The following is an 11,544-nucleotide window of genomic DNA, read 5'->3' on the forward strand; positions in this document are numbered from 1 at the left end:
TGATGGCGCAGAACCGCCAGACCGAACGCGACCGCATCGACGCCGCCCACGATTACGAGGTCAACCTGAAAGCCGAGATCGAGATCATGGCGCTGCATGAAAAGCTGGATGAACTGCGCCACGGCCAGATTCTCGGCATGCGCGACGAGATCGTGCAACTGACCGAGATGATCAAGCGGATCGACGAAAGGCTGTCTTCGCAGCAGTCGGCTTCATGACCGACGCGATCCACCATTTCATCGAACAATACGGGCTGCTCGCGGTCTTTGTCGGTTGCATCGCGGAGGGCGAAAGTGCTGCCATTCTCGGCGGCTTCTTCGCCCACCAGCAGGTCTTCGTGCTGTGGCACGCCGTCCTTGCGGCCGGCCTCGGCGCCTTTGTCGGCGACACTTTCTTCTTCATCCTCGGACGAAGCTTTGCCGACCATCCCTATGTCGTCAGATTGCGCAAGCGGCCCGGCTTTCGCCGCGCCTTTCGCCTGCTCAACACCCATCCCGACATTTTCGTGCTGTCGAACCGCTATATCTACGGCATGCGTCTCGTCGGCGGCATTGCAGCCGGGCTCTCCAATATCACAGCGCCGCGCTTCGTCATCCTCAACGCGCTTTCATCGGCGGTCTGGGCGGTGCTGTTCGGTACGATCGGTTATGTCTTTGGACTTGGCGCAGAGCACTTCATCGGCCAGGCGCTGATGCATCACGAACGGTTGCTGATCGGTCTTGGCATCGGCCTGACCGTGGCCGTTGTGGCATGGCTCGTCGCCCGTCACATCGCCAGGAGGGAACGCGCCAGGGAAGGCTGATCGTCAATCCACGCCGAGCGCCTGATCCCCCCGATCGAGGATAAGCGGGACGATCAGGTCTTCCTCGTCGGCAAGATGTCTTGTCAGCATGGCGATCAGCCGGCTGTTTTCGTCGGCATAGGCGTCGGCTGCAAAGCGCTGTCTGTCCTCGCTCTCCTGAAGCGTCTTAATGAAGGCATTGGCCGCCTCGGCATTGCGCTCCAGCCCTTCATGGATGGTGTGGTGGTCGGCATCGAGAATCTCGAAGCCGCGCTTCAAACGGGGCTCGGCCTTGGCGAAGATCGGGAAATATTGATAATCCTCGACATTGTGGTGACCGTCGAGATGCCCAAGAAAATGATTGAGGCGCGGCGCGAACCAGCGCGCGAAATCAGGCGCCGTCAGCCGTCCCTCACGGAAGTCGTCAATGCCGTTGGCCAGCATGCCGCCAAGTTCGCGGAACATGTCGTGCCGCTGCAGCCACATATTGGCGATGCCGTGGACGTTGGCATGGTCCTGCCAGTTTTCACGCGGGTATTTTTCGACGAGCCAGCGCAGATCGTCTGGCAGGCCCACGCGTTCGAGAAGCAGAAAATTGGCGGCCCCGGCCATGACAGTCTCCTTTGGTGACTGCCATATAGGCATCGAAAGGCTAGATCGGTAGCCCAGTGATCCGCTCGATAATGGCGATGCCCCAGACACCGGCGACGATGAGCACCGAAATCAGCACCGCCAGCGAACCGCAATCCTTGGCCAACTGGATGTCGACATTGAACTCGCGGCTGAAAGCGTCGCATGCCGCCTCGATGCCGGTGTTAAGCACCTCGACCATGATCAAGAGCAGCACCGCGCCGATCAGCAAGGCATAACCGCGCCACGAGATCGAAACGAACCAGCCGAGCGGCAGTGCCAGCGCCAGCAGCATCAGCTCCTGCTGGAAAGCCTTCTCGCTGGCGGCCAGCTTGCGAAACGCCCGCACCGAATTGAAATAAGCGTCGATCAGCCGCTGCATGCCAAACCCCTTTGCGAATCACCGGCACGGGATAATGCAATGGCTGGCCAGATCAATGGAATAAGGTGACTTGTCCAAGATTCATTCAGCAACCGGTATGGACGGTGTCGACTTTTCAAACTGCGGCAGCCCGTCGTCGATCGAATAATAGTCGCCCTTGTCACCAACGAAGATATGGCATTCCCCCTCAAGACCTGTCGGCTTGTCGAACGATCCCGCCATGACTGAAACGTAGTCCTGGTCTCGCGGCTTCCAGAACAGCACCGACCCGCATGCCTTGCAGAACCCACGCCTGGCGAAGGTAGAGGCTTCGTACCAGGTGATACTTTCCACGCCATCGATCACGATGTCGACATTGGCAACATTGGTCGCGGCATAGAAATGTCCGCTCTGCTTGCGGCATTGCGAGCAATGACAATAGACGACGCCACGCAACGCTCCGTTCGTTCTGAAGCGGACGGCTCCACACAGACACGATCCCTGGTGACCACCACTCACGTCGATCCTCCTTGAAAGAAAAGTGCCTGGCATCGCCTTCAGGATTCCAGCTTTGCGGCGCACGCACGCAAGCAAATGCGACATGTACTGGCGTGGAGAATGGAGCCGCGGACCTGGCGCATCCGGCTTGGTGCGTTCGGCGTGCAGGCGATCTGCGAGTTTCCGGAAAAGCGCATCGAGTTTTCAAGGGCGGCGTTTGCTGACCCCAGACTCGCCGGCCTGCGCTGGGAACGCGGGCACTGAACCAACCAAAAGAAAAGCGCCGGATTTCTCCAGCGCTTTTTCCGTCAGCCGTTCAGGCCGAAATCGAGCTTAACCGTTCGCAACCTGCTTGTGCTGCACCGGGTGGCTCTTCTTGAGCAGGTCTGACACCAGGAACGCCAGTTCGATCGCCTGGTCGGCGTTGAGGCGCGGGTCGCAATGGGTGTGGTAGCGGTCCTGCAACTCCTCGGCGGTGATGGCGCGCGCGCCACCGGTGCATTCGGTGACGTTCTTACCGGTCATCTCGACATGGATGCCGCCCGGATGCGTGCCTTCGGCGCGGTGCACTTCGAAGAAGGTCTGAACCTCCTTCAGGATGCGGTCGAACGGCCGCGTCTTGTAGCCGGCGGCCTCGATCGTGTTGCCGTGCATCGGGTCCGACGACCACACCACGGAGCGGCCTTCCTTCTGCACCGCGCGAACCAGCTTCGGCAGATGGTCGGCGACCTTGTCGGAGCCGAAACGTGCAATCAGCGTCAGCCGGCCGGGTTCATTTTCGGGGTTGAGCAAGTCGATCAGCTCCAGCAAGCCGTCCGGCGTCAGCGACGGACCGCATTTCAGGCCGAGCGGGTTCTTGATGCCGCGGCAATATTCGACATGCGCATGGTCCGGCTGGCGGGTGCGGTCGCCGATCCAGATCATATGGCCCGAGGTAGCGTACCAGTCGCCGGAGGTCGAATCGACACGCGTCAGCGCCTCCTCGTAGCCGAGCAGCAGCGAGATTTCGCGCAGCAGCCGGCGGAAGCCCGCCGTCGAGGTTTCCTTCTTGCGCATGATGGTCAGCTTGTGCTGGACAAGCGGGTGGTCGACGACGGTGACGCCCTGCATGGTGTTCTCCTGATGCCTGCGCCCGAAAATGCGCGCATCGCCCTTTCGGACGCGCCGCGCTTCAAGCTGCCTGGGCGAACCCTAGCGGCAATGCGCCGGCCAAGGAACCGCTTGGCCCGCACCGACCACAGCTTTGTCGGCGGAAATCAGCGTGCCGCGCTGTTCAACCGGGCAAGAAGTGCCGTCTTTGTCTTTCTATCGACGAAAGCGGCCTCGATGGCCGTTCTGGTGACGGCGGTCAGCGCCTTGTCGTTCATCGAGAAATGCTCGGCAGCGATATCGTATTCACGCTTGAGCGAGGTCCAGAAATAGGGCGGATCGTCGGAATTGAGCGTCACCTTGCAGCCTGCCGCCTGCAGGGCCGGAAACGGATGATCGGCGAAACTGTCGAACACCTTGAGCGCGATGTTGGAACCGGGGCAGCATTCCAGCACGATACCCTCGTCGGCGATGCGCCGGACGAGGTCCGGGTTCTCGATGGCGCGCACGCCATGGCCGATGCGGGACGGGCGGATGTGATCCAGCGCCGCCTGGACGGTCTCCCAGCCCGTCAGTTCGCCGGCATGGATGGTGATGCCGAGCCCGGCTTCGCGAGCGATCTCGAAAGCCCTGACATAGTCCTCCATATCACCGATCCGCTCATCGCCGGCAACGCCGAAACCGGTGACCAGCGGATGCCCGCAGCGCGCCGCGAAGCGCGCCGCCTGCTCGATCGACTCGACGCCGACATGGCGCACGCCGGTGACGATCATGCGGCCCTCGATGCCGGTCTTGGCCTTGGCGCGGGCCATGCCTTCGCCGAGCGCGTCGGTATAGGCCTTGGGCGACAGGCCGGCTTTTTTAGCGTGGTCCGGCGAGGTGAACACCTCGGAATAGATGGCGCCGTCGCGGGCAAGGCTGGTCAGATAGTGGTCGGCCAGCCGCGCATAGTCCTCCTCGGTCCGGAACAGATCGGCGGAAAAATCATAAGCCGCCAGGAAGGAGGTGAAATCGTGCCAGACGAAGGAACCGTTCTGGATATAGGGCGAGGTGTCCTTGCCGTATTTCTGCGCCTGGCGGATGACGAGTTCGGGCGCCGCTGCCCCTTCGATGTGGCAGTGCAGTTCCGCTTTCAAAGGCATTCAATCATCCCGTCGGTCCGTCCAGGTCTCGAAAACCCGCCACCTGGAAGCGCGGCTGAACACCGCGCCTTAAACAATAGCGCCCGCACCATCGATCGGCTATGGTCCCGCCGGTTTTATGACGGATCAAAAAAATGTCAGTTGAGAGAACCACGGCCGCGGGCGGCATGGAAACCTCCTATGGTTTCAAGCGTGTAGGGGCTGGCGACAAGCAGTCCCTGGTCAACGATGTTTTCCACAAGGTCGCCAACCGCTACGACCTGATGAACGATCTGATGTCGGCCGGCCTGCACCGGCTGTGGAAGGACGCCATGGTCACCTGGCTCAATCCGCCTAAACGGGCGGGCTGGAAGGTGCTCGACGTTGCCGGAGGCACCGGCGACATTGCCTTTCGCATCGTCGATGCCAGCCACGGCAATGCCCATGCCACCGTGCTCGACATCAATGGCTCGATGCTGGCTGTCGGCCGCGACCGGGCCGAAAAGAAGGGCCTGTCCGGCAACACCGATTTCGTCGAGGCCAATGCCGAGGAACTGCCCTTCCCTGATGCCACATTCGATGCCTATACCATCGCTTTCGGCATCCGCAACGTACCGCGCATCGAGGTGGCCTTGGGCGAAGCGTTTCGCGTGCTGAAGCCCGGTGGGCGCTTCCTGTGCCTGGAATTTTCCGAGGTCGAGATGCCGCTGCTCGACAAGGCCTATGAAGCCTGGTCGTTCAACGCCATTCCAAAGATCGGCAAGATGGTCACCGGCGACGGCGAGCCCTATTCCTATCTGGTCGAATCGATCGCCAGGTTTCCCAACCAGCAGAATTTCGCGACGATGATTTCCCGCGCCGGCTTCCACCGCGTTTCCTTCCGCAACTATTCCGGCGGTATTGCAGCACTTCATTCGGGCTGGAAGCTTTGAGGCCGGACCGCATTTCTCACAATCGACGCGTGCTATGCCGGTTCAAAGAGCCGGCAGGGTTGGCGCTGCCATGAGCAATGTCAGTGCAGGATTCCGGCTCGTAAGGGCCGGCTGGGTGCTGGTCCGCGAGGGTGTCGTCGCCGCTCTGCCGGGTGAGGAACTGTCCGGCCTGCCGAAGTTCGGCTGGCGGATGGCACGGCTGTTCACGCGCCGCCGCGCGCTGGCCTATGAGCGCAGCGACCGGCTGGCCAAGGCGGTCGTCCGGCTCGGCCCCTCCTATGTAAAGCTCGGCCAGTTCCTGGCGACGCGGCCCGACGTCGTCGGCAACGACATGGCGCTCGATCTCGCCATGTTGCAGGACAAGATGCACACCTTTCCGAAGGCCGAAGCCATAGCGGCCATCGAAGCCTCGCTCGGGCGCAAAGTCGGCGATCTCTACGCTCAATTCGGCGATCCGGTCGCCGCCGCCTCCATCGCCCAGGTCCATGCCGCCGATGCCATGCATGACGGCGTTGCCACCAAGGTGGCGGTCAAGGTGATCCGGCCCGGCGTGCGCCGCCGCTTCTTCCAGGATCTTGAAAGCTATTTCCTTGCCGCTCGCCTGCAGGAGAAATACATCCCCTCGTCCCGCCGGCTGCGGCCGGTCGAGGTCACCCAGACGCTGGCTCAGACCACCAAGATCGAGATGGATCTTCGCCTCGAGGCGGCGGCCCTCTCGGAGCTCGGTGAAAGCACCAGGCACGACCCCGGCTTTCGCGTGCCGTCCGTCGACTGGGAGCGTACCGGCCGCGACGTGTTGACCATGGAGTGGGTCGACGGCGTCAAGATGAACGACATTGCCGGACTGGTCGCGGCGGGCCACGATCTGAAAACCATCGCCACAAACCTGATCCAGTCGTTCCTGCGCCACACGCTGCGCGACGGATTTTTCCACGCCGACATGCATCCGGGCAATTTGTTCGTCGAGGCGAACGGCACCATCGTTGCCGTCGATCTCGGCATTGCCGGCCGGCTCGGCAAGAAGGAGCGCCGCTTCCTCGCCGAAATCCTCTACGGCTTCATCACGCGCGACTATCTGCGCGTCGCTGAGGTCCATTTCGAGGCCGGCTATGTGCCGCGCCAGCACAATGTCGCGGCCTTCGCGCAGGCGATCCGGGCGATCGGCGAGCCGATCCATGGCCAGCCGGCCGAGACCATCTCGATGGCCAAGCTTCTGACGCTGCTGTTCGAGGTTACCGAGCTCTTCGACATGGCGACGCGGCCCGAACTGATCCTGCTGCAGAAGACCATGGTGGTGGTGGAGGGCGTGGCGCGCACGCTCGACCCGGCCTTCAACATGTGGAAGACTGCCGAGCCGGTGGTCGGCGACTGGATATCAGGCAATCTTGGGCCGCGTGGCATGATGATGGATGCGCGCGATGGCGCCAAGGCGCTGCTGACGCTGGCCCGCCAGGTGCCCGAGCTTGCGGCGCGCACTGACCGGCTGTCGCGCGAGATCGACCTGATGGCCGAGCACGGCCTGCGCTTCGACGAGACCACCGCCCACGCCATCGGCAAGGCCGAGGCGCGCTACAGCCGTTCCGGCCGCTGGGCACTCTGGGTGATTGCCGTGACGCTGGTCTATATCGCCTGGAAGATGATCTGAGTTCTCGGTGACAGCAGTGCCGGCATTGCTATCATTGAAAGCAACGCTTTCATGGACTAGGTTGAGGTAAGGAGCAAAAACATGAGCACACTTACCATCCGCAATCTCGACACCAACGTGAAGCAGAAACTGCGTGAGCGAGCTGCCGTGAGGGGAGTCTCAATGGAAGAGGAAGCGCGTAGCGTTCTTGCCAAGAGTGTTCTTTCGGACGGTGTGGACCAAGACCCTCGGGGAGAGTCACTCTATGCCGCGATTCGTAGGCTGGTTGAGCCCCATGGCGGTTTCGATGTCGAGTTGCCGGAGCGCGGCCCTACGCGCGAGCCACTGAAATTTGACTAACCATGTTCGTGCTGGATACGAATGTTATCTCGGAAACCTTCAAACCACGGCCGGATGCAGGGGTGGCTACCTGGATGGATAGCTCGCTCGCGACCCGCTCATATGTCACGGCGATGACCAAGGCAGAGCTGCTCGTTGGGCTTGCGAACATGCCGGACGGAACGCGTAAGGCTGCACTGGGTAGTGTCATCGGGGCCTTTTTCACCAAATGGCTCAAGACCCCAGTGCTCGCGTTCGGTGACCGCGAAGCCGAAGCATACGCGGAGATTGTTTCGAACAGACGATTTCTGGGACGTCCTATACGCGAATTTGACGCACAGATCGCCTCGGTTGCTCGCTCGCGGGGCTTTGCGGTGGTGACTAGAAACGTTGCTGACTTTTCCGATTGCGGTATCAGCATAGTCAATCCTTGGGAGGGTGCATGAGCCTCTCCGGCAAGCGCATCCTGCTCATCATCGGCGGCGGCATCGCCGCCTACAAAGCGCTGGATCTGATCCGCCGGCTGCGCGAGCGCGGGGCCGCGGTTCGGGTGGTCATGACATCGGCCGCGCAGGAATTCGTCACCACGCTGTCGGTCGGCGCGCTCTCCGCCGACCATGTTTTCACCGAGCTGTTCGACCGCAATGACGAACACGATGTCGGCCATATCAGGCTGTCGCGCGAGGCCGATCTGCTGGTGGTGGCGCCCGCCACCGCCGACCTGATGGCGAAGCTCGCAAACGGCCACGCCAACGATCTGGCCTCCACCGTGCTTGTCGCCACCGACAAGCCGGTGCTGATGGCGCCGGCCATGAACCCCAGAATGTGGGCGCATCCGGCCACCCGCCGCAACCGCGCGACGCTGCAGAAGGACGGCGTCACCTTCGTCGGTCCGGCCAGGGGCGAGATGGCCGAAAGCAATGAGGCGGGCGAAGGCCGCATGGCCGAGCCGCTGGAGATCGTTGCTGCGGTCGAGGCGCTGCTCGATGTCGGCCCCAGGCCGCTGTCGGCGCGCAAGATCATCGTCACCTCCGGCCCGACCCATGAGCCGATCGACCCGGTGCGCTACATCGCCAACCGCTCGTCCGGCAAGCAGGGCCATGCCATCGCGGCAGCACTGGCCAGGCTCGGCGCCGATGTGCGCCTCGTCTCCGGCCCTGTCGGCATCGCCGATCCCCCCGGAGTGAAGACCATTCACGTCGAGCGTGCGCAGGAGATGCGCGACGCGGTGGAACGGCTCTTGCCCGCAGATGCGGCGGTGTTCGTCGCCGCCGTGGCCGACTGGCGCACCGAGAACTCGGCCGGTGAGAAGATCAAGAAGGTCGCGGGCGAAGGGCCGCCGGTGCTGCGCATGGTCGAGAATCCCGACATTCTCGCCGGCGTCGGCCATCACAGCCAGCGACCCGGCCTGGTTATCGGCTTCGCCGCCGAGACACAGGATCTCCTGCGCAACGCCGAGGCCAAGCTCAAGAAGAAAGGCGCCGATCTCATCGTTGCCAACGACGTGTCGCAGGGAAGCGGCGTCGGCTCTTCGGGCGTGATGGGCGGCGATCGCAACCGGGTGCGGATCGTGTCAAAGGCCGGTGTCGAGGAATGGCCGGAGATGAGCAAGGACGAAGTGGCGGCTCGGCTTGCCGCCCTGATCGCCGAACGGCTTAAAACAATCGTCGTTTGACTGAAAAATGTTCTGCTGCAGTGACGCACCGCCCTGCCGCGAGACTGCGTTCAGGCGGCGCGCGCTTTAAGTCCTGCGGCTCACATCAATTGGTCAAAAGCTCCGCGGTTCGGGCAAGTGCGCCGGCGAAGCCGTTGAGCGGAATGGAAAAGCTCACCGCTTGTCCGGTGTCTGCCGCGAAAGCGTCGATCTTCAGCGTGGTGCCTGATTTCAGCAGCGGCGTGACAGTCGCATCGAACATCACCGGCACCAGACAGCCGACGACCTGGCAGGTGTTGAACGCCAGGCTGCCGTCCAGCTTCTGATCGTCGATGGTCAGGCTCACCCCCTTGGCCAGCGCCAGGCCGAACGGCAGCGCAAGCGTTCCCGTGGCATCCTCGCCGGTCTTGCTCGACAGCTCGATCGCCAGCAGGCGCTGATTGTTTTGCTTGTTGAATTGCTGATGCGACAGGCTGCAGGTTTTGGTCGCGCCTGATATCTGGCAATTGACCGTCCAGTCGCCGTGGGTTTCGGACAGTGCCGACGCGCCACCGGGCAACTGCGGCGCATCGGCGGCAGCCGGTGCCGCGACCGCCTTGTCGCTCTTGGTTTGCGCCGCCGCGGCCGGCACACCGACGGTGCAGGCAACACCCAGCATCGCCACGAAATACGCGAACTTCCTCATCAAGACCCCTCCCGCCCGGCTCCGCCTCGGGCCAGCTAGAAGCTGACCTTGAGAGACGCGCTGATCGCGTTCTGTTTAACCGTTTCGCCGAAGGCGCCATTATATCTGACGGACATGCCGACGCCATTGACGCCATTCAGTTCAAGGCCGGCGCCGACCCGATAGAGCGGCGAATCGACGGCCTCCGTCAAGTGCAATGCGGGGTTGCCAGGCAGATTCTCCGCCGCCGCGAAGCGACCTTCGATTTCCCACTCCTTGTTGGAAAACTCCGCCCCGGCCTTGCCGTAGACGCGAAGGCTGGCAATGTCGCTGAGCGCGATGTCGGTGCCGATCTCGATTGCAGGGGTTGCAGAATAGTAGGTGTTGGCCGAGCCATCGAAGTTGAAGGCGGCGACCGAACCCTCCTCCGTGCCTGAGACACGCAGCCAGCGCGCGTCGAACTGCACTGTCGGCTGCAGATAGAAGGCGCCCATCTCCCGGGTGAAACCCAACCGCGCCGAGCCGCCGAACATCGCGGTCTTCTGTGTGTAGGTGACGCTGCTGCCGATGCCAGGCAGCATTACCTCGTCGAGATAATCACCCGCCAACGTTTCGCCCGGAATGTAGAATGCCGGGTCGATATGGGTGTCGCGTTCGCCCTTGAACGAGCCCGTGCCGCCACCGAGTGCAAAGTCCACGAAGTAATTCTTGTTGGTATATTTGGCCAGCGCATAGGCCTGCCAGGCCTCACCGGTGGTCTCCGACAGCAGGTCTCCATTGAAGCCGATCTTGGAATCGAACTCTGTGCGGCCGATCGTGGCACCAAGCGACCAGTTCTGGCCGATCTCGCCAATGCCGCCAAGCGACATCGTCTTCAGGACGTCGTCGCGGCTTGTAGTGCCAGCGCCCGCGTCGCGGCTGTACTCGGCCTGCGGGCTGATCGTTGCCCAGACGCAGCGGCCGTCGGGATTCTTGTAGGCAGGCACGCCAGTACACTCACGCGCCGCTTCCAGCATCATGTCGGCTTCGCGGTTGATCATGTTGAACGTATGCACGGCATAATGCGGTGTGAGCCGGGTCAATGCTGCACCCAGTTCCTCTTCATTGGGCAGGAAGCGCAGCATGTTGATCAGCCTGGCCATCGGGTTGTCCGGGGTCGATGCTGCCTCGACATCGTCAAGGTACTGCGCCATCTGGAACACGCCGGGATCGGTGGTGCCGGACCCCGGATCCTGCGCCAGTTCCAGGAATGTCGGGTTGTCGGCGTAAAGAACGAGATCGGTGCCGCCATCCACCCGGAACTGGAAGTTGAAGCCCACTGCCGGATGCAAGGTCTTCGCTGCTATGCCGGAGTCGGTCATCCCCGAGCCATTGGCGACCACATATTCTGTGAACAGCTTATCGATCGACAGGAAATTCAGCGGCGCTTCGCCGTTGAAGTCACCGGCCGCCGTTAGTGCCAGGGCATCCGTGATCTGGTTGTTGAGATCCACATCGGTGACGAAATCGCCGGAGAGGTTTTGTTTGAAGCCGCCGCCGACATCCACCTTCGCCACCACGCCGATGCCCTGGTTGGTATAGAGCCCGTCATTGGTGAACAGCCCGCCGCCGAGATCGATGGTTTTCAGTCCGACCATCGAGGCATCGGCAAAATTGTGGAAGCTGTTGTCGCCGCCGCCGAGATCGATGTTGCCGATGACGCGTCCCAGCGTGTCGCCCAGCCGCGAATTGTCGACATGGTCATCACCCGACGTGCCGGTAATGGCCAGCGGACTGAAATCGTCGAGCAGCGATTCCAGGATCGCATTGGTCGGCACGACGGGACCGGGCGCCAACAGGAAGGTCTGGAAT

15 protein-coding genes are annotated in these 11,544 nt (G+C 62.2%); 8 read left to right on the plus strand and 7 right to left on the minus strand.

The annotated features are described in order from the left end of the window. Positions 1-218: DUF1003 domain-containing protein (locus ENZ74_RS08655; protein ID WP_127312731.1), on the plus strand; the 218-nt coding region annotated here is incomplete at its 5' end. Then, positions 215-802: a DedA family protein gene (locus ENZ74_RS08660; protein ID WP_024503560.1), complete on the plus strand. Its 588-nt coding sequence runs from the start codon at positions 215-217 to the stop codon at positions 800-802. The genes ENZ74_RS08655 and ENZ74_RS08660, both read left to right, overlap by 4 nt. Before the next feature lie 3 nt (positions 803-805). Here ENZ74_RS08660 and ENZ74_RS08665 read toward each other — a convergent pair whose 3' ends face one another. The 3 genes from ENZ74_RS08665 to ENZ74_RS08675 form a co-directional block, all read right to left on the minus strand. After that, positions 806-1,393: a hemerythrin domain-containing protein gene (locus ENZ74_RS08665; RefSeq protein WP_063167905.1), complete on the minus strand. Its 588-nt coding sequence runs from the start codon at positions 1,391-1,393 to the stop codon at positions 806-808. A gap of 40 nt (positions 1,394-1,433) precedes the next feature. Next, positions 1,434-1,793 carry a diacylglycerol kinase gene (locus tag ENZ74_RS08670; protein WP_024503562.1) on the minus strand — a complete coding sequence of 120 codons (360 nt, stop codon included), beginning with the start codon at positions 1,791-1,793 and terminating at the stop codon, positions 1,434-1,436. A gap of 81 nt (positions 1,794-1,874) precedes the next feature. Further along, the gene (locus ENZ74_RS08675; protein ID WP_013531901.1) at positions 1,875-2,291 is read right to left on the minus strand and encodes a GFA family protein; all 417 of its coding nucleotides are present in this window, start codon (positions 2,289-2,291) and stop codon (positions 1,875-1,877) included. Positions 2,292-2,390: 99 nt separating this feature from the next. Between ENZ74_RS08675 and ENZ74_RS08680 the strand changes: the two genes are divergently transcribed. Beyond that, positions 2,391-2,534, plus strand: a complete 144-nt coding sequence (locus tag ENZ74_RS08680) for a hypothetical protein (RefSeq protein ID WP_335918377.1) — start codon at positions 2,391-2,393, stop codon at positions 2,532-2,534. A 69-nt stretch (positions 2,535-2,603) separates the two neighbouring features. Here ENZ74_RS08680 and ENZ74_RS08685 read toward each other — a convergent pair whose 3' ends face one another. After that, entirely contained in the window at positions 2,604-3,380 is a 777-nt protein-coding gene (locus tag ENZ74_RS08685; RefSeq protein WP_127312732.1) for a 3-deoxy-7-phosphoheptulonate synthase, read from the minus strand. Positions 3,381-3,526: 146 nt separating this feature from the next. Beyond that, positions 3,527-4,501, minus strand: coding sequence for an adenosine deaminase (locus ENZ74_RS08690; protein ID WP_063168990.1), 975 nt, complete (start codon positions 4,499-4,501; stop codon positions 3,527-3,529). 134 nt (positions 4,502-4,635) lie between these two features. Between ENZ74_RS08690 and ubiE the strand changes: the two genes are divergently transcribed. From ubiE to coaBC, 5 genes are all read left to right on the plus strand, one after another. Further along, complete coding sequence (gene ubiE, locus ENZ74_RS08695; RefSeq protein WP_063168991.1) at positions 4,636-5,412, plus strand: bifunctional demethylmenaquinone methyltransferase/2-methoxy-6-polyprenyl-1,4-benzoquinol methylase UbiE; 777 nt, start codon at positions 4,636-4,638, stop codon at positions 5,410-5,412. Positions 5,413-5,482: 70 nt separating this feature from the next. Next, the gene (gene ubiB, locus ENZ74_RS08700; RefSeq protein ID WP_063168992.1) at positions 5,483-7,057 is read left to right on the plus strand and encodes a 2-polyprenylphenol 6-hydroxylase; all 1,575 of its coding nucleotides are present in this window, start codon (positions 5,483-5,485) and stop codon (positions 7,055-7,057) included. Positions 7,058-7,138: 81 nt separating this feature from the next. Continuing rightward, complete coding sequence (locus tag ENZ74_RS08705; RefSeq protein WP_013529622.1) at positions 7,139-7,396, plus strand: plasmid stability protein; 258 nt, start codon at positions 7,139-7,141, stop codon at positions 7,394-7,396. A 2-nt stretch (positions 7,397-7,398) separates the two neighbouring features. After that, positions 7,399-7,821, plus strand: coding sequence for a type II toxin-antitoxin system VapC family toxin (locus ENZ74_RS08710; RefSeq protein ID WP_024502801.1), 423 nt, complete (start codon positions 7,399-7,401; stop codon positions 7,819-7,821). After that, a complete protein-coding gene (coaBC, locus tag ENZ74_RS08715) occupies positions 7,818-9,050 on the plus strand; it encodes a bifunctional phosphopantothenoylcysteine decarboxylase/phosphopantothenate--cysteine ligase CoaBC (protein WP_063168993.1) in 1,233 nt (410 codons plus the stop codon). The genes ENZ74_RS08710 and coaBC overlap by 4 nt, the downstream gene beginning before the upstream one ends. An 85-nt stretch (positions 9,051-9,135) precedes the next feature. On the opposite strand, the gene ENZ74_RS08720 is transcribed toward coaBC, so the two are convergent. Together ENZ74_RS08720 and ENZ74_RS08725 are read right to left on the minus strand one after the other, a co-directional pair. Continuing rightward, complete coding sequence (locus ENZ74_RS08720) at positions 9,136-9,714, minus strand: invasion associated locus B family protein (RefSeq protein WP_063168994.1); 579 nt, start codon at positions 9,712-9,714, stop codon at positions 9,136-9,138. A 35-nt stretch (positions 9,715-9,749) separates the two neighbouring features. Beyond that, positions 9,750-11,544 (minus strand): autotransporter outer membrane beta-barrel domain-containing protein (locus tag ENZ74_RS08725; RefSeq protein ID WP_164760973.1); only part of this gene is annotated, 1,795 nt, incomplete at its 5' end.

The sequence above is a fragment of the Mesorhizobium sp. M7A.F.Ca.CA.002.15.2.1 genome, assembly GCF_003998715.1.
Classification (GTDB): Bacteria; Pseudomonadota; Alphaproteobacteria; order Rhizobiales; family Rhizobiaceae; genus Mesorhizobium; species Mesorhizobium ciceri.